Genomic DNA, 17025 nt, shown 5'->3' with positions numbered 1-17025 from the left:
CCGACGGCGGTGCGCTCGTCCGGCATGTCCCTGGCCTACAACACCGCGGTGACGGTGCTGGGCGGCTTCGCGCCGGCCATTCTGACCTGGATCACCTACACCACCGGCGTGGCCTTCGCGCCGGCGCTGTACGTGATGGGCGCCTGCGTGGTGGCGTTGGTGGCGTTGACCGTGCTGCCGCAGAAGAATCATGTCTGAGGCCCACATGCGGTTCGCGAATGTGGCGCCAGCAAGCTTGCCGGCGCGTCGGTTGGCCGCCGGCGGCCTGCGCCGCTGGTTCGGCCGCGCCGCCGCTGCGCTGGGCGTGGCGGCGATGCTGGCCGCGCCCGCCGCGCAGGCGGCGGATGACGCCGAACTGGTGCTGCTGGGCGTGGCCGGCGGCCCGACCTGGTACGGCAACGACGCGCCCCACGGCATCTCATCGGCGCTGGTGGTGGACGGCAAGGCCTACCTGGTCGACCTGGGCTCGGGCGCCTACCGGCAATTGCGCCGTGCCGGCATCAAGCCCGGCGCCGAGCAGGCCGTGTTTCTCACGCACCTGCACACCGATCACATCATCGACCTGGCCAGCCTGCTGATGTACGACCCCAGCGCGCGCCGCCGCGCCAAGGCGTCGTTGCAGCTCTACGGGCCGGGCCGCCGCGGCGCTTTGCCGCCGCTGGCGCCGGGCCTGGCGGGCGATCCGGTGATCCATGCCGAGAACCCCGGAGCCGGCACGGCGGACCTGGTGGACTCGGTGGTGGCGGGCATGGCCGCCGACCTGAACATCCGCGTGCGCAGCGAGGGCGTGCCCGATGTGCGCGGTTTCTTCCAGGCCCACGACATCGTCGTGCCGGCCGGGGTGGTGAAAGACCCGAACGCCGATCCCGCGCCGCCGATGGAGCCCTTCGAGGTCTGGCGCGACGAACGCGTGACGGTCAGCGCCATCCTGGTGCCGCACGGGCTGGTGTATCCCAACTTCGCCTACCGCTTCGACACCGCGTCGGGATCGGTGGTGTTCTCCGGCGACACCGCGCTCAGTCCCAACCTGGTCAAGCTGGCGCGCGGCGCCGACATCCTGGTGCACGAGGCGATCGATCCCGCCTGGGTCGACCACATCGTCGGCCCCAAGCCATGGGATGCGCGCCAGCAGGCGCTGGCGCGGCAGCTGCTGGAGGCGCACACCACGCCGCAGCAGGCGGGCGAGGCGGCCACGCGGGCCGGTGTGCGCAAGCTGGTGCTGTCGCACCTGGTGCCCGGCGACGCGCCGGCCGAGCATTGGCTGCATGCCCGCGAGACCTTCAAGGGGCCGGTGGTGCTGGGCCAGGATCTGATGCGTATTCCCCTGAAGCAACCCTAAGCATCGTCGGAGGCGAGATGAAGTCTTTGCGTGTTGATACCCAACGACGCGCGGCGCGCGCGTGCGGCCGGATGGCGCTGCTGGCGTCGCTGCTGCTGGGCGCGGCCGCGCAGGCGGCAGCCGATTGCAGCGTGACGCTGGACGGCAAATCGCTGACCGCGGCGCAGGTGCTGGCGGTGGCGCGGCAGGATTGCGCCGTCGCCATCGCGCCGGCCGCTGCCCAGCGCGCGGCGCGCGCCTACGACCTGCTGCTGGCCTACGCGCGCCTGGACAAGCCGGTCTATGGCCTGAACCGGGGCGTTGGCCTGAACAAGGACCAGACCATCTTCCAGGGCGGCGAGATCTCGCCCGAGGTGCGGCGCCTGTCCGAACAGTTCAACCGCAACCTGCTGCATTCGCACAGCGCGGCCTATGGCGCCGAGGCGCCGCGCGACGTGACCCGCGCCGCCATGCTGATCCGCCTGAACACCGCGCTGTTCGGCGGTTCGGGCATGCAGCCGGCCGTGCTGGAGCAATACGCCGCTTTCCTGAACCGCGACGTGACGCCGGTGATGCTGGGCGAGGGCTCGGTCGGCCAGGCCGATATCACCATCCTGCCGCAGATCGGCCTGGTGATGATGGGCGAGGGCGAAGCCTGGCGTGGCGGCCAGCGCATGAGCGCCGCGCAGGCCTTGCGCGAGGCCGGCCTGGCGCCGGTGCGCCCGTTCGGCAAGGACGCGCTGGCGATGGTCAGCTCCAACGCCTACGGCGCCGCGCTGGCGGTGCTGGCCGCGCACGATGCGCGCGCGCTGCTGGCGCAGGCCGACGCCGTGGCGGCGCTGTCGCTGGAAGGCCTGGACGGTAACCTGGCGCCGTTGTTGCCGCCGGCCCAGGCGCAACGGCCCTACGCCGGCCAGCGCCAGACCGCCGAACGCATGCTGGGCCTGCTGCGCGGCAGCGCGCTGTGGCGGCGCGATGCGCAGCGGCCGTTGCAGGATCCGCTGAGCTTTCGCACCGTGAGCCAGGTGCATGGCGCGGCGCGCGACCTGTTGGCGTTGCTGGATCGCCAATTGCAATTGCAGATCAACAGTTCGGATGACAATCCCACCGTGGTGCTGGACGCCGCGCCGGCGGCCGACGCATCGGACTACGAAACGCAGTACTACGTGACCGACGGACCGGTGCGCGGGGCGGTGATGCCCAGCGCGGGTTTCGACCCCAGCGCCTGGGCGCTGCCGCTGCAAGGCACCGCCGTCGCCCTGTCGCAGGTGGCGCAGTTGTCGGCGCAACGCACCCTGCGCCTGACGGACCCGGGCTTCACGCGGCTGCCGCGCTTTCTCAGCCCGGGCAATGGCGCCATCGGCTACGGCCCGATCCAGAAGACCGTGTCGTCGCTGGCGGCGGACGTGCGCGCCCTGGCCGGACCGGTCCTGACCGACGTGCAGCCGCAGGCCGGCAACATCGAGGACGTCGGCACCAACGCGCCGCTGACCGGCTTGCGCGTGGCGGGCCAGGTCGCTGCCCTGACGCGGCTGCTGGCGGTTGAACTGATGCACGGCGCCCAGGCGGTCGACCTGCGCTATCCACAGGGGCCGGCCGCCGCGCTGGGGCAGGGCACCGCCAGCCTGTGGCGGGATTTCCGCAAGCAGGTGCCTTACATGGCCGAAGACCGGCGCAACGATACCGATGTCATCACCGCCACGGCCTTTCTGCGCCAGGCGCGAGGCGGCCAATCGGCCTGGGCGCGCGCCGACACGGCGCGCTGAGCGGCTGCCAGCGGAAATCGGCTCGCGCCTGGCGGAAATGCGCCCGGGCGTGCGCGCGGTTTTTCCCGTGGAACAGTGCGTTGCGCCGCCATCGCCCGCGCGGTAGCCGGGAGGCGCTTTCCGGCGGGCGATTTGCGCTACATTTGCCCGACGCGCGCGGGGCCCCAGCCAGGCGCCGCGCCTGTCACAATCGTCATCCCTTACCGCCACCGGATCTCCAGGAGCTCCCCGCATGTCCTCCCTAGACTCGTTCGCCATCACCCGGAAATGGCCCGCCCGGCATCCCGACCGCATCCAGCTGTATTCGCTGCCCACGCCCAACGGCGTCAAGGTGTCGATCCTGCTGGAAGAGCTGGGCCTGCCCTACGAGCCGCACCGGGTCAGTTTCGATTCGCAGGACCAGTTCACCCCGGAGTTCCTGTCGCTCAGCCCGAACAACAAGATCCCCGCGATCCTCGATCCCAATGGCCCGGACGGCAAGCCGCTGGCGCTGTTCGAGTCCGGCGCCATCCTGGTATACCTGGCCAGCAAGACCGGCCAGTTCATCCCCGCCGACACCGCCGGCCGCTTCGAAACGCTGCAGTGGGTGATGTTCCAGATGGGCGGCATCGGCCCGATGTTCGGCCAGCTGGGCTTTTTCCACAAGTTCGCCGGCAAGGACTACGAGGACAAGCGCCCGCGAGACCGCTACGTGGCCGAATCCAAGCGCCTGCTGGGCGTGCTGGACAAGCGCCTGGATGGGCGCGACTGGGTCATGGGCGAGCAATACACCATTGCCGATATCGCCATCCTGCCGTGGGTGCGCAACCTTATCGGCTTCTACGGCGCGGGCGACCTGGTCGACTTTCCGCAGTTCAGGAACGTGGCCCGCGTGCTGGAAACCTTCGTGGCGCGTCCGGCCGTGGTGAAGGGCCTGACGATCCCGGCCTGACGGCCCCCAATTGGTGCCGGTCCGGCGGCTCATCGCGGCCCGCCGGAGCGGCCCGATCCGCGCATTCAGGAGATCGTTCCCCTGTTAATTAGTCTGAGGGATCGGGCCGGTTTGCGCCGCATCAAACAACGCCGATACTTTCATTCTTTTCGGTCATATGCTTATTACCAAAAAGCGTAAGCTGCCTCCATAAGCTGGACCACGCAGTACGAACACCCCGACGTGCGCGCTGGCCGGCAGCAACGGAGGGATGGAATGAAGCACTTCGGGATCAAGGCGGTGGCGCTATTGGCGCTGGCGGGCCTGGGCGGCGGTATCGGCGGCGCCCACCTGTTGACCGCCGTCCGCAAGACGGACAGCACGGCGGTCGTCGATCCGCAGGACCGCCGGCTGGCCGAAGCCGGCGCCTACATCGCGCGCACCGCCGACTGTATCGCCTGTCATAGCGCGCCGGGCGACAAGCCGTTCTCGGGCGGCCTGGCGATGCAGACGCCGGTGGGCACCATCTACTCCTCCAACATCACGCCCGACAAGCGCACCGGCATCGGCGCCTATAGCTACGCCGACTTCAAGAACGCGGTGCAATACGGCATCCGCAAGGATGGCGCCACGCTCTACCCGGCCATGCCGTATCCGTCGTACGCCATCATGCCCGACGCGGACATCCAGGCGCTCTACGCGTATTTCATGTCGCAGGTCGAGCCCGTGGACAAGCCCAGCGCCGACTCCACCATTCCGTGGCCCTTGAACATGCGCTGGCCCATGGCCTGGTGGCAGCTGGTGTTCGCCGGCAAGCGCGACTTCGCCGCGCCGGCGGGCGCGGACGAGCAGGTCAGGCGCGGCGCGTACCTGGTGGAAGGTCCGGGCCATTGCGGCGCCTGCCACACGCCGCGCGGCCTGGCCTACCAGGAAAAGGCGCTGTCCATGGCGGACGGCGACGCCTTCCTTTCCGGCGCCGTGATCGACGGCTGGCGCGCCAAGAGCCTGCGCGGCGAAGCCCGCGGCCTGGCGTCCTGGAGCGCGGACGACATCGCCCTGTTCCTGAAGACCGGCCGCACCGACAGGGTCGCGGTGTTCGGCGCCATGGCCGACGTGGTCGAGCACAGCACGCGTCACTTCACCGATGACGACCTGGCCAGCATCGCGGCCTACCTGAAGCAACTGCCGCCGGTGCCGGGCAAGGCGCCGGTGTTCCCCGCCAAGGCGGACAACACCACGGCGTCCCTGCTGGCTGGCCGCTACGACTCGCGCGGCGCGGTGATCTACATGGAGCATTGCGTCATCTGCCATCGCGCCGACGGCCAGGGCATGCCGCGCATCTTCCCGGCGCTGGCGGGCAACTCGGCGATCTTCGCGCAGAACCCGCAGTCCATCATCCAGATCACGCTGGAGGGTGGCGGGATGCCCGCCAATGACCATGACACCATGGCCTTCGCGATGCCGCGTTTCAACCACCTGAGCGACGAGGACATCACCGACGTCATCAACTTCATCCGCACGGCCTGGACCAATCAGGCGCCGCCGATCGCCAGCGACGAGGTCGCGCACATCCGTGGTTTCCTGGCCAGCAAGAAGCCGAACATCGTGTCGGGAGGCAAGCATGAATAAGCTGTACAAGATCGCCGCCGCGGTGGCGCTGATGGCCGGGGGCGGCATGGCCGCGCTGGCGGCGCCGCCGGCGCCGGCCGGCGAGGCCAAGACCTTCGCCGTGCTCGACAAGGACGGCAAGCGGCTGGCCGACTACACCATTCCGTCCGATACCCTGATCGACAAGGAACCCAACGCCGAACAGATCCGCTACGGCCAGCGCCTGCTCAACGAAACCCGCCGGCTGCTGCCGGACAACACCGGCGCCAGCCTCAACTGCAGCAGCTGCCACGTGCAGCAGGGCAAAAAGCCGATGGGCGCGCCGTACATCAATTCGTTCAATTCGTTCCCGCAGTTCAACCCGCGCGCGGGCCGCGAAGTGTCGCTGGCGGACCGCATCAACGGCTGTTTCCAGCGCTCGATGAACGGCAAGCCGCTGGACAAGGAATCGCCCGAAATGCTGGCGATGCTGGCCTACATGAAGTGGCTGGCGCAGGACGTGCCGCACGGCGCGCAAGTGCAGATCAAGAACGCCTGGCCCATCGACACCAAGCTGGTGCCGGATGCGGCGCGCGGCAAGACCCTGTACGCGGCGCAGTGCGCGGCCTGCCACGGCGCCAATGGCGAAGGCAAGCGCGACCGCGCCGGCAACATCGTGTTCCCGCCGTTGTGGGGCGACGAATCATTCAATATTGGCGCCGGCCTGGCGCGCACCTACAAGGCAGCCGCCTTCATCCGCAACAGCATGCCGATGGGCGTGAACACCCATGGCAACTGGGGCGAGGGCAAGGTGCTGTCGGACCAGGACGCGGTGGACGTGGCCGAGTACTTCACGCACATGCCGCGGCCGGATTTCCCGCCCAAGGACAAGGACTGGCCGAACGGCAAGAAGCCCAAGGACGCGCGCTATTGAGCAACCGAGCCGGACGCGCGGGCCGGTCCCGTCCGGGGCGGCCCGGATCCGGGCGGGGTGATGGCGCGCTCCACGCCCTACAATCGGCGAGTCTTCCCTCGTGATCGTCCCCGGCCCGCCATGGAACTGCGCCAGCTTCGTTATTTCGTTCGCGTCGTCGAAGCCGGCAGCATCGGCCGCGCGGCCATGTCGCTGGGCATGGTGACGTCCGCGCTCAGCCAGCAGATCAGCCGGCTCGAAGGCGAACTGGCCACGCGGCTGCTGCAACGCAGCGCCAGCGGCGTGGTGCCTACAGACGCCGGGCTGGCGTTCTTCCGCCAGGCCCAGTTGGCGCTGCGCCATGCCGACGACGCGATCCAGGCCGCGCAGCAGGCGCGCCTGGCCGGTCACGTCAGCGTCGGCCTGCCATCCACCACCGCGGCCATCCTGGGCGCGCCGTTCGTGCAGGCCATGAACCAGCGCTATCCCGATATCCGTCTGCATCTGGTGGAGGCATTGTCCGGCCATCTGGCCGACATGCTCAACGGCCGCCAGCTCGACCTGGCCATCGTGTTCCATGCCGAGGCGGCGCGCCGCTGGAGCGTTATGCCGCTGCTGGACGAACCCCTCTATCTATGCGCCCGGCGTGACATGCCGGGACTGCCCGCCGGCCCCACCACACGCCTGGACGAGATCGCCGGCCTGCCGCTGGTGCTGCCCGGCGGCCGCCATGGGCTGCGCGCCTCGGTCAACCTGGCGTTTCAGCAGGCGGGCCACGTGCCGCGGGTGGTGGCCGAGGTCGATGGCCTGGCGCTGCTGATGGACGTGGTGCAGCTGGGTTACGCCGCCACCATCCAACCCAGCTCGGCCACCGCGCGCATCGCGCCGGGCCAGTTGGCGATGGCGCGGATCGACGAGGCCGACCTGTTCCGGCCCAATCTGCTGGCCAGCCTGTCGGACGACGAACTGTCGCCGGCGGCGCTGGCTGCGCGCCTGGTGCTGGCCGACGTCTCGCGCAGGTTGGCGCGAGACGGCAAATGGGCCGTTACCGCGCTGCATGAGTCGTGAACGGGTGTCGCTTGCCGCCCATGAGCGATGCCGCGCGCAGGCGGCATACCGCTCTTCACGAATCATGAAGACCCGTTGACGGCGCGCTGATATCGCGGCGGGCGGCGCCGGCCTACAGTCCGTTCCTTGATCCGGGAACGATGACATGGTCGATGTATTGGTGATAGGCGGAGGCAATGCGGCGCTGTGCGCGGCCTTGATGGCGCGCGAGGCGGGCGCCAGCGTGTTGCTGCTGGAGGCCGCGCCGCGCGCATGGCGCGGCGGCAATTCGCAGCACACGCGCAACCTGCGCTGCATGCACGACGCGCCGCAGGACGTGCTGGTGGACGCCTATCCGGAAGAGGAATACTGGCAGGACCTGCTCAAGGTCACCGGCGGCCAGACCGACGAGAAACTGGCGCGGCTGGTGATCCGCGAGTCCGCCACCTGTCGCGACTGGATGCGGCGCCATGGCGTCAATTTCCAGCCGCCGCTGTCGGGCGCGCTGCACGTGGCCCGCACCAACGCCTTCTTCATGGGCGGCGGCAAGGCGTTGGTCAATGCCTATTACCGCAGCGCCGAGGCCCTGGGCGTGGGCATTCGCTACGACGCGCCGGTGGACGCGCTGGAACTGGAGAACGGCCGCTTCAAGGCCGCCCGCATCGGCGCCGAGCGCATCGAGGCGCGCGCCTGTGTGCTGGCGGCCGGCGGTTTCGAGTCCAACCGCGAATGGCTGCGCGAGGCCTGGGGCCGCAACGAACGCGGCGAGTGGCCGGCCGACAACTTCCTCATCCGCGGCACCCGCTACAACCAGGGCGTGCTGCTCAAGTTCATGCTGGACGCCGGCGCCGACCGCATCGGCGATCCGTCGCAGTCGCACTGCGTGGCCATCGACGCGCGCGCGCCGCTGTACGACGGCGGCATCTGCACCCGCATCGACTGCGTCTCGCTGGGCGTGGTGGTCAACCGCGACGCGCAACGCTTCTACGACGAGGGCGAGGACTTCTGGCCCAAGCGCTACGCCATCTGGGGTCGCCTGACGGCCATGCAGCCCGGGCAGATTGCCTACTCCATCATCGACGCCAAGGCCGTGGGCCGTTTCATGCCGCCGGTCTTCCCCGGCGTTACCGCAGATTCCGTGGCGGAACTGGGGCGGCGCCTGGGACTGGACCCGGTGGCGTTCGAGCACACCATCCGCGAATACAACCAGGCCTGTAGAACCGGCACCTTCGACCACACGACGCTGGACGACTGCCGCACCGAGGGCCTGGCTCCCGCCAAGACCCACTGGGCCCGGCCCATCGACACCGCGCCGTTCTACGGTTACGCGCTGCGGCCGGGCATCACCTTCACCTATCTGGGGCTGAAGGTGGACGAGACCGCCGCCGTTCGTTTCAACGGCGCGCCCAGCGACAACCTGTTCGTGGCCGGCGAGATGATGGCCGGCAACGTGCTGGGCAAGGGCTACACAGCGGGGGTGGGCATGTCCATCGGCACCGCCTTCGGCCGCATCGCCGGCGCCCGCGCCGCGGCAGCCGCCCAGCGCATGCATCGTACCCCCGGCACCCACCGCAACGGAGCACAGCATGCGGCAGCTTGAAACCCTGGCCCGCGAGGCTCAATCGTTTGCGCGGACGGCGCCGGCCATGGAGGAACGGCCGGTGCGCTGGCATGGCCGCGGCGCGGCCGCGCTCAGTCCGCAAGAAACCGAAGTGGCGCGCGTCATGCAGATCTGCAACGCCTGTCGCTACTGCGAAGGCTTCTGCGCCGTCTTTCCGGCCATGACCCGGCGCCTGGAGTTTGGCAAGGCCGACCTGAACTACCTGGCCAACCTGTGCCACAACTGCGGCGCCTGCCTGCACGCCTGCCAGTACGCGCCGCCGCACGAGTTCGCGGTGAACGTGCCGCAGGCCATGGCCAAGGTGCGATTGCAGACCTATACCGAGTACGCGTTTCCAGCGGCGCTGGGAAAACTGTACCGGCGCAACGGGCTGGCGCTGTCGCTGGCCACGGCGGCGGGGCTGGCATTGTTCCTGGCATTGACGGTGATGCTGACGGGCGGGTTGTTGCACGCGCCGATGGCCGGCAATTTCTACGCGGTGTTCCCCCACAACACGCTGGCGCTGATGTTCGGCGCGGCGTTCGGTTTCGCCATGGTGGCGCTGGCCATCGGCGCGGCGCGCTTCTGGCGCGACGTCAGCCCGGGCACGGCCAGCGGCGCGGCCGTGGCCGAGGCCGCGCACGACGCGCTGCGCCTGCGCTACCTGGATGGCGGCCATGGCAAGGGCTGCAACAACGCCGATGACGCCTTTACGCTGTGGCGCAGGCGCTTTCACCACTTCACGTTCTACGGCTTCATGCTGTGTTTTGCCGCCACCTGCGTGGCCACGCTCTACCACTACCTGCTGGGCGAACAAGCGCCATATCCGTTCTGGAGCGCGCCGGTGCTGCTGGGCACGGCGGGCGGCATCGGCCTGCTGATCGGACCGGCGGGCCTGCTGTGGTTGAACTTGCGGCGCCATCCGCTGCAGGGCGACGCGGCGCAAAAGCCGATGGACCGCGGCTTCATCGCCTTGCTGTTGCTGACCAGCGCCACCGGCCTGGCGCTGCTGGCCGGCCGCGATACCGGCGCCATGGCCCTGCTGCTGGCGGTGCACCTGGGCGTGGTGATGGCGCTGTTCCTGACCTTGCCCTACGGCAAGTTCGCACACGGTATCTATCGCTCGGCCGCGTTGCTGAAGTGGGCGATCGAGAAGCGCCAGCCCGACAAGCTGAAGTTGGGCGCCGACTGAGCCGCGCCGCCGCCGCGGTCCCGTGGCGGTATGCGCGCATGACGGCGCCCTCGAAGGCGCCGCGATTCCAATATCCTTCAGGAGACTTGCATGTTCCCTCATCGCCTTGCCCGCGCGGCATTCGCCGCCGCCTGTCTGCTGCCGGCCCTGCCGGCCGCGCAGGCGCAGCCCTTTCCCGTCAAGCCCATCACGCTGGTCGTGCCGCATTCGGCCGGCGGCACCTCCGACATCCTGGCGCGCACGGTGGCGGCCGAAGCCGCCAGGTCGCTCGGCCAGACCATCGTGATCGACAACAAGGGCGGCGCCAACGGCACCATCGCCGCCAAGCAGGTGGCTTCGGCCGCGCCCGACGGCTACATGCTGCTGCTGGCGACCGCCAGCACCCATGGCATCAACCCGTCGCTGTACTCGCGCATTTCGTATGACGCGGTCAGGGATTTCAAGCCGGTCACGTTGCTAGCGACCGTGCCCAATGTGCTGGTGGTCGGCTCCAACGTGAAGGCCGCCAGCGTGCCGGAGCTGATCGCCTACATCAAGACGCAGGGTGATCGCATCAACATGGGTTCCGCGGGGGCGGGCACGCCCGGCCACCTTGCCGGCGAGATGTTCAAGCGCGCGGCGGCCTTGCAGTTCACGCACGTGCCGTACAAGGGAGGCAGCCCTGCCATCACCGACCTGATCGGCGGCCAGATCGACTTCATGTTCACCACCATTCCGGGCGTGCTGCCGCACGTCAAGGCCGGCACCTTGCGCGCGCTGGCGGTGACCTCGCCGCAGCGTTCACCCGCCTTGCCCGACATTCCCACGATGGCGGAGTCGGGCCTGGCGGGCTTTCAGGCCCTGTCGTGGCATGGGGTGGTGGCGCCGGCCGGGACGCCGGACGCGGTGGTGGCGCGGTTGAATGAAGCCTTGGGCGGGGCCTTGGCGGCGCCGGCGGTCAAGCAGCGCCTGATGGAGGAGGGGGCCCAGGCATCGACTCTGCACACGGCCGCCTTCGGCGCGTTCATCGACAAGGAGATCGCGGCCTGGGCGCAGGCCGTGAAGGACTCCGGCGCCACCGCGAACTGAGTGCGTTGCCGATGCGCGCCGCGCATCGGCGATGGCCGTTCAACCCGCCTGGTAGGCGTCGCACAGGGCCAGGTACTCGTCGCCGCTGATCTCCAGCGCCATGGCCGGGATCAGCACGCGCTTGCGGTCCGGCAGCGAGGTCTTCAGCTGGATCTGGCGGCCGATCGGAATGCCGACGTAGGTCTGGTTGACGTAGGTGTTCTCGTTGACCGCCTGCCAGGGAATCACCGTGCCGTCCGTCAGCCGCAGGCCGTCGCGGGTGAAGGTGATGACGGGCTTGGCGGGGCCGAAGGCGCGCATCAGGCAGCGGATCACCAGCCAGACACCGATGGCGGCGATGGCGGCGAAGAACGCCATCCCGCCGATGTTTGCGCGGGCACGCGCGGCCAGCACGCCGAACGCCACCGCGGCCACCGTCCAGATGACGGCGCCGGCGATGAGGCGGTTGCGGGAGTAGTACACGGGGCGATCGGCCAGGGTCTGGGCTTGGTGCGAGGCGGAGCTGTAGATTTCCATGTTCGGGTTGCGTGCAAAGGATGAGGGGGCCGCCACGCGGGCGGGATTTCGGAGTCAGGCAGGCAGGTAGTGCCGCAGGCAGGCCAACAGCACCGGCTCGTTGTCGATGCCGGAGCGGTCGATCCTGTGGGTCTTGCCGCGCGCGACGACGATCAGCGTCTCGTCGGTTTCCATGCCTTCGCTGTCGGATTGGGTGCGGATGGTGTCGATGCTTGCCCACGGGATCTGCTGTCCCTTGTGCACCAGGCCGGCGGCGTTCATGCCCACGGCGCCGAAGGCGACGGTGGCGCCGGCGTCGATGCGGCGCCTGGCATCGGCTTCGAGATTGCCGCCCACGCGCGCCTCCAGCAGGTCCAGCAGCGCATCGGCATCGTCCCAGATGGCCAGGCGCAGCCGCAGGCGTCGGCCGTCGGTCAGCGTGAGCAGCAGATGGTCGCGATTGTGGCGATGACGCATCGAGGCGATGTCGGCATAGGGTACCGCCAGGGGACCCAGGCGCAGCGCCCGCTCGTCCAGCGTCAGCGCGGCGGGCGCGCGCCACCACGCGACCAGGTCCGAACCCCGCCACAGCAGGTAGCCCACGGTCGGCAAGGTCAGGAAGAAGACCAGCCACATGGCGCGATAGCGCAGCATCTCGACCAGCAGGCGGCGCGGCAGCAGCCAGATGTCAATGGCCGCCAGCAATTGCGCGGAGAACAGATACAGCAGCGCCGCCGCGCCCAGGTAGCAACCCAGCGCGTAGCGCGGCAGAATACGGGGAAATGAAGCCGTCATGGAAACCGGCCGCGACGCGGCACCGTTCTGGAATTTGAAGGCTTGGCACTCTAAGGCGATGTCCGGCGAGGCGGGGTTTCCAACTGTATCAATATTGCGGATTTCATGTCGCCATCAGCTTGCCCAGCGTCGCCATGCCCTGTTCCATCGCGTCGCTCCAGGGATGTCCGCAGTTCAGCCGCAGGTAGTTGCCGAACGCGCCGGAGGACGAGAACAGCGGCCCGGGCGCGATGCTGATGCCGTGGTCGAGCGCCGCGCGATGCAGTCGCAGGGTGTCGATGCGCGCGGGCAGTTCGACCCAGGTGAAGTAGCCGCCGAGCGGCCGCGTGGCGCGCGTGCCCTTGGGAAAGTAGCGCGCCACCGCCTGCAGCATCTCGCCCTGCTGCAAGGCCAGCGTCTGGCGGAACTGGCGCAGGTGGCGGTCGTAGCCGCCCTGCGACAGGTAGGCGGCAATCGCCGCCTGCGTCGGCGCGGCGGTGGCCAGGCTGGTGGTGAGCTTGTTGCGCATGATGGCGCGGGTGTAGCGTCCGGCCGCGACCCAGCCGACCCGGTAGCCCGGCGCCAGCGTCTTCGAGAAGGACGAGCAGTGCATCACCACGCCCTCGTGATCGAAGGCCTTGGCGGGCCGCGGCCGATTGGCGCCGAAGTACAGTTCGCCGTACACGTCGTCCTCGATCAGCGCGACGCCATGGCGCGTCAGCAGCTCGACCAAGGCTTCTTTCTTGGCCTCGGGCATCAGGCTGCCCAGCGGGTTCTGGAAGGTCGTCATCAGCCAGCAGGCGCGCGGCTGGTGTTGCTGGATGGCCCGCTCCAGCGCCTGCAGGTCGATACCCTCGCGCGGATGCGTCGCCACTTCGATCGCGTGCAGCTGGTTGCGTTCGAGCGACTGCAAGGCGGCGTAGAAGGTGGGCGATTCCACGATCACGGCGTCGCCGGGCCGGGTGACCGCGCTCAGGCACAGGTTGAGCGCGTCGAGCGCGCCGTTGGTGATGATGATGTCGTCCACCGGCACCGTCAGCCCGTCGGCCAGGTAGCGCAGGGCGATGGCGCGGCGCAAGGCTGCGTCGCCCGGGCTGAGGTCGTCGATGGAACCCCACGGGTCCAGCTGCTGCACGGTGGCGGCCATGAATTTCGCCAGCCTGCCGTACGGCAGCAGCGACGGGCTGGGAAACGCCGAGCCGAACGGCAGCATGTCGCGCCGCAGGGTGGCGTTGAGCACCTGCAGCACGTTGTCGCTGACGTCCACCGGATGGCGGCCGGCGGCGGCGCTGGACAGATCTTCGGGCTCGGGCAGGCTGGCCTGCGAGGCGCGCAGCACGTAGTAGCCGGAACGGTCGCGCGCGCGGATCAGCCCACGCGCTTCCAGCAGGTAGTAGGCCTTGAACACCGTCGACGGACTGACGCCGCGGCTGGCGCTGGTCTGGCGCACCGAGGGCAGGCGGTCGCCCGCCTGCAGCAGCCCTGACAGGATCGAGGCGGTGATCTCTTCGGTCAGCCGTTCGTAGCGTTTCATGAGGGGATCCGGAGAAGACGGCGTTTCAGGTCGACATGCCGAGGGCGCGCATCACCAGCCGCAACGCGCCGGCGGCCAGGCCCAGCGACGCCACGCCGCCGGCCCAGATCAACAGCAGCCACAGCAGCCGGCTGCGCCAGGAGGGCAGGGAGCTCGGCGCGGCCATCAGTGAAACGCCTCGCCGGTGCGCACCTTGCCGCGGAACACGTAGTAGGACCAGGCGGTGTACATCAGGATAATCGGAATGATGGCGAGCGCGCCGACCAGCGCGAAGCCCAGGCTCTGCGGCGGCGCGGCCGCGGTCCAGATCGACACGTCCGGCGGAATCACGGCGGGCCAGATGCTGATGCCCAGGCCGCTGTAGCCCAGGAACACCAGGCACAGCGCCAGCACGAACGGCCCGGCGTCCGGCTTGCCGCGCACGCGCCGCATCAGGTCGATACCGGCGGCCGCCACCAGCAGCGGCACCGGCAGGAACCAGAACATGTTGGGCAGGCTGAACCAGCGCTGCGCGATATGCGGCTGCGCCAGCGGCGTCCACGCGCTGATCGCGGCGATCACGGCCAACAGCGCCAGCGTCAGCGGCCGCGCCAGCGCGCACATGTGGCGATGCAGGCGGCCCTCGGTCTTCATGATGAGCCAGGTGCAGCCCAGCAGCGCATACGCCACCACCAGGCCCGCGCCGGTGAACAGCGAGAACGGGCTGATCCAGTCCCACGGTCCGCCCTGGTAGGCGCGCTCGACCACCGGGATGCCCTCGATGTAGGCGCCCAGCGTCACGCCCTGGAAGAAGGTGGCGCAGAGCGAGCCCAGCACGAAGGCGCGGTCCCACAGCGGGCGGTGGCGCGGGTCGGCCTTGAAGCGGAACTCGAAGGCCACGCCGCGGAAGATCAGCCCCAGCAGCATGAACACCAGCGGCAGGTGCAGCGCGCTCAGGATCACCGAGTAGGCCAGCGGAAACGCGGCCAGCAGCCCCGCGCCGCCCAGCACCAGCCAGGTCTCGTTGCCGTCCCACACGGGCGCCACGGTGTTGACCATGGCGTCGCGTTCCTCGGCGTCGCCGACCAGCGGAAAGAGGATGCCGATGCCCAGGTCGAAGCCGTCCATCACCACGTACATCATCACGCCGAACAGGATGATGACGGCCCATATCAGTGCAAGGTCGATGCCCATGGTGTCAGGCTCCTTTGAATCCAGGTTGCGCGGACGGGGCGTCCGCCGAGGTGGAGGCGGCCGACAGCGGCCGCGACGGCTGGCGCGGTTCGCCCGGGCCGCCGGACAGCGGCGCATGGCCGGGCGCCGGGGTCGGACCCATGCGGATCAGGCGCAGCATGTACGACACGCCCGCGCCGAACACGAACAGGTACACCACCACGAACAGCGCCAGCGTCAGCGTCAATTCGCCCAGGCCGTGGCGGGTGGCGGCGTCGGCCGTGCGCATCACGCCGTAGACGATCCATGGCTGGCGGCCGATCTCGGTCACGTACCAGCCGGCCAGGATCGCCACCAGGCCGGAGGGCCCCATCCACAGCGCGAAGCGTTGCAGCGCGCGCGACTGGTACAGGCGGCCGCGCCAGCGCGCCCACAGCGCCCAACCGGCCAGCAGGATCATCAGCATGCCCAGCCCCGCCATCACGCGGAACGACCAGAACACGACGGTGGCGTTGGGCCGATCCTCGGGCGGATACGACTTCAGTCCGGGGAACTGGCCGTCCCAGCTGTGCGTCAGGATCAGGCTGCCCAGGCGCGGCACGTTGAGCGCGTAGCGGGTCTCTTCGCGTTCCATGTCGGGGATGCCGAACAGCGTCAGCGGCACGCCCGCGCCCGGCTCGTTTTCCCAATGGCCTTCGATCGCGGCGATCTTGGCGGGCTGGTGCTTGAGCGTGTTCAGGCCGTGGAAATCGCCCACCACCGCCTGCAGCGGCGCCGAGATCGCCAGCATGGCCATCGCCATCGCGAACATCTTTTTCACCGTCGGGCTGCGGTCGCCGCGCAGCAGGTGCCAGGCGCCGGACGCGCCCACCATCAGCGCGGTGGCCAGGAACGCGGCGATGCCCATGTGCGCCAGGCGGTAGGGGAACGAGGGGTTGAAGATCACCGCCAGCCAGTCGGTCGGCACCACCCGGCCGTCCAGGATCTCGTAGCCCGCGGGAGTCTGCATCCAGCTGTTGGACGCCAGGATCCAGGTGGCCGATACCAGCGTGCCCAGCGCCACCATGATGGTCGAGAAGAAGTGCAGCCCCGGGCCCACGCGCGACCAGCCGAACAGCATCACGCCGAGAAAGCCCGCTTCAAGAAAGAATGCGGTCAGCACTTCGTAGGCCAGCAGGGGTCCGGTGACACTGCCGGCGAAATCGGAGAAGAAGCTCCAGTTGGTGCCGAACTGGTACGCCATCACCAGGCCGGATACCACGCCCATGCCGAAATTGACGGCGAAGATCTTGGTCCAGAAGTGGTAGAGGTCGCGGTAGACGGTGTTGCGGGTGCGCAGCCAGCAGCCTTCGAGCACGGCCAGGTAGCTGGCCAGGCCGATGGTGATGGCCGGAAAGATGATGTGAAAGGAAATGGTGAATCCGAACTGTATTCGGGCAAGCAGTAGCGCGTCGCTATCCATGGCGGGTGATTCCTGACTTCAAGGCCCGCGCGATCCTGCCGCCACCGGGCGGCGCGCGCGGACAGGCCGATGCCTGTAGCGCCAAGATAGGCCGGCGGCGCTGCGCAGTACAGATTCAGAAACGTCAGGAAAAAGCGGATCAGTTTGCCGACACCAGGCAGATTGAGTGCGGTGCCGCATAGCGGAAAAGGGCCATTTCCGAGAAAA

Annotated in this window: 15 protein-coding genes and 1 pseudogene; 10 read left to right on the top strand and 6 right to left on the bottom strand. The window is 69.1% G+C overall.

Features of this window, described 5'->3' with window-relative positions; all coding sequences use genetic code 11:
- The 10 genes and pseudogenes from DK459_RS18640 to DK459_RS18595 all read left to right on the top strand — a co-directional run.
- Positions 1 to 198, top strand: a pseudogene (locus DK459_RS18640) (MFS transporter); the annotation flags it as partial.
- Between the two features lie 7 nt (positions 199 to 205).
- Positions 206 to 1339 carry an MBL fold metallo-hydrolase gene (locus DK459_RS18635; RefSeq protein ID WP_230846555.1) on the top strand — a complete coding sequence of 378 codons (1134 nt, stop codon included), beginning with the start codon at positions 206 to 208 and terminating at the stop codon, positions 1337 to 1339.
- Positions 1340 to 1410: 71 nt separating this feature from the next.
- The gene (gene hutH / locus DK459_RS18630) at positions 1411 to 3084 is read left to right on the top strand and encodes a histidine ammonia-lyase (protein WP_006385807.1); all 1674 of its coding nucleotides are present in this window, start codon (positions 1411 to 1413) and stop codon (positions 3082 to 3084) included.
- 232 nt (positions 3085 to 3316) lie between these two features.
- Positions 3317 to 4015, top strand: a complete 699-nt coding sequence (locus DK459_RS18625) for a glutathione S-transferase N-terminal domain-containing protein (protein WP_006385808.1) — start codon at positions 3317 to 3319, stop codon at positions 4013 to 4015.
- Positions 4016 to 4270: 255 nt separating this feature from the next.
- Positions 4271 to 5623, top strand: coding sequence for a cytochrome c (locus DK459_RS18620; protein WP_020926242.1), 1353 nt, complete (start codon positions 4271 to 4273; stop codon positions 5621 to 5623).
- Positions 5616 to 6515 (top strand): c-type cytochrome, encoded by a 900-nt coding sequence (locus DK459_RS18615; RefSeq protein ID WP_020926243.1) that lies wholly within the window; start codon positions 5616 to 5618, stop codon positions 6513 to 6515. Before DK459_RS18620 ends, DK459_RS18615 begins: the two co-directional genes overlap by 8 nt.
- Positions 6516 to 6635: 120 nt before the next feature.
- Positions 6636 to 7562, top strand: coding sequence for a LysR family transcriptional regulator (locus tag DK459_RS18610; RefSeq protein WP_024070462.1), 927 nt, complete (start codon positions 6636 to 6638; stop codon positions 7560 to 7562).
- A gap of 145 nt (positions 7563 to 7707) precedes the next feature.
- A complete protein-coding gene (gene tcuA / locus DK459_RS18605; protein ID WP_020926245.1) occupies positions 7708 to 9141 on the top strand; it encodes an FAD-dependent tricarballylate dehydrogenase TcuA in 1434 nt (477 codons plus the stop codon).
- Complete coding sequence (gene tcuB, locus DK459_RS18600) at positions 9128 to 10333, top strand: tricarballylate utilization 4Fe-4S protein TcuB (RefSeq protein ID WP_024070461.1); 1206 nt, start codon at positions 9128 to 9130, stop codon at positions 10331 to 10333. Before tcuA ends, tcuB begins: the two co-directional genes overlap by 14 nt.
- Positions 10334 to 10423: 90 nt before the next feature.
- Positions 10424 to 11401 carry a tripartite tricarboxylate transporter substrate binding protein gene (locus DK459_RS18595; protein WP_006385815.1) on the top strand — a complete coding sequence of 326 codons (978 nt, stop codon included), beginning with the start codon at positions 10424 to 10426 and terminating at the stop codon, positions 11399 to 11401.
- A gap of 39 nt (positions 11402 to 11440) precedes the next feature.
- On the opposite strand, the gene DK459_RS18590 is transcribed toward DK459_RS18595, so the two are convergent.
- From DK459_RS18590 to DK459_RS18565, 6 genes are all read right to left on the bottom strand, one after another.
- Positions 11441 to 11917, bottom strand: coding sequence for a hypothetical protein (locus tag DK459_RS18590; RefSeq protein ID WP_024070459.1), 477 nt, complete (start codon positions 11915 to 11917; stop codon positions 11441 to 11443).
- Between the two features lie 54 nt (positions 11918 to 11971).
- On the bottom strand, positions 11972 to 12691 hold the full coding sequence (locus DK459_RS18585) for a hypothetical protein (protein WP_024070458.1): 720 nt from the start codon (positions 12689 to 12691) through the stop codon (positions 11972 to 11974).
- 103 nt (positions 12692 to 12794) lie between these two features.
- On the bottom strand, positions 12795 to 14204 hold the full coding sequence (locus DK459_RS18580; protein ID WP_020926248.1) for a PLP-dependent aminotransferase family protein: 1410 nt from the start codon (positions 14202 to 14204) through the stop codon (positions 12795 to 12797).
- Between the two features lie 25 nt (positions 14205 to 14229).
- On the bottom strand, positions 14230 to 14370 hold the full coding sequence (locus DK459_RS18575; RefSeq protein ID WP_020926249.1) for a DUF2474 family protein: 141 nt from the start codon (positions 14368 to 14370) through the stop codon (positions 14230 to 14232).
- Complete coding sequence (cydB, locus tag DK459_RS18570) at positions 14370 to 15377, bottom strand: cytochrome d ubiquinol oxidase subunit II (RefSeq protein WP_006385823.1); 1008 nt, start codon at positions 15375 to 15377, stop codon at positions 14370 to 14372. The genes DK459_RS18575 and cydB overlap by 1 nt, the downstream gene beginning before the upstream one ends.
- Before the next feature lie 4 nt (positions 15378 to 15381).
- Complete coding sequence (locus DK459_RS18565; protein WP_020926250.1) at positions 15382 to 16818, bottom strand: cytochrome ubiquinol oxidase subunit I; 1437 nt, start codon at positions 16816 to 16818, stop codon at positions 15382 to 15384.
- Positions 16819 to 17025: the final 207 nt, after the last annotated feature.

It is taken from the genome of Achromobacter sp. RW408 (assembly GCF_003184165.1).
GTDB lineage: Bacteria > Pseudomonadota > Gammaproteobacteria > Burkholderiales > Burkholderiaceae_B > Achromobacter > Achromobacter xylosoxidans.
The sequence above is the reverse complement of the archived record's forward strand: the minus strand, read 5'-3'. Positions and strand labels throughout refer to the sequence as shown.

Coding starts and splice junctions, on each gene's coding strand:
- DK459_RS18565 (WP_020926250.1), bottom strand. CDS start 16,818: ATGGATAGCGACGCGCTACTGCTTGCCCGAATACAGTTCGGATTCACC.
- DK459_RS18610 (WP_024070462.1), top strand. CDS start 6,636: ATGGAACTGCGCCAGCTTCGTTATTTCGTTCGCGTCGTCGAAGCCGGC.
- DK459_RS18590 (WP_024070459.1), bottom strand. CDS start 11,917: ATGGAAATCTACAGCTCCGCCTCGCACCAAGCCCAGACCCTGGCCGAT.
- DK459_RS18635 (WP_230846555.1), top strand. CDS start 206: ATGCGGTTCGCGAATGTGGCGCCAGCAAGCTTGCCGGCGCGTCGGTTG.
- tcuA (WP_020926245.1), top strand. CDS start 7,708: ATGGTCGATGTATTGGTGATAGGCGGAGGCAATGCGGCGCTGTGCGCG.
- DK459_RS18585 (WP_024070458.1), bottom strand. CDS start 12,691: ATGACGGCTTCATTTCCCCGTATTCTGCCGCGCTACGCGCTGGGTTGC.
- DK459_RS18615 (WP_020926243.1), top strand. CDS start 5,616: ATGAATAAGCTGTACAAGATCGCCGCCGCGGTGGCGCTGATGGCCGGG.
- DK459_RS18575 (WP_020926249.1), bottom strand. CDS start 14,370: ATGGCCGCGCCGAGCTCCCTGCCCTCCTGGCGCAGCCGGCTGCTGTGG.
- DK459_RS18580 (WP_020926248.1), bottom strand. CDS start 14,204: ATGAAACGCTACGAACGGCTGACCGAAGAGATCACCGCCTCGATCCTG.
- DK459_RS18595 (WP_006385815.1), top strand. CDS start 10,424: ATGTTCCCTCATCGCCTTGCCCGCGCGGCATTCGCCGCCGCCTGTCTG.
- cydB (WP_006385823.1), bottom strand. CDS start 15,377: ATGGGCATCGACCTTGCACTGATATGGGCCGTCATCATCCTGTTCGGC.
- DK459_RS18620 (WP_020926242.1), top strand. CDS start 4,271: ATGAAGCACTTCGGGATCAAGGCGGTGGCGCTATTGGCGCTGGCGGGC.
- hutH (WP_006385807.1), top strand. CDS start 1,411: ATGGCGCTGCTGGCGTCGCTGCTGCTGGGCGCGGCCGCGCAGGCGGCA.
- tcuB (WP_024070461.1), top strand. CDS start 9,128: ATGCGGCAGCTTGAAACCCTGGCCCGCGAGGCTCAATCGTTTGCGCGG.
- DK459_RS18625 (WP_006385808.1), top strand. CDS start 3,317: ATGTCCTCCCTAGACTCGTTCGCCATCACCCGGAAATGGCCCGCCCGG.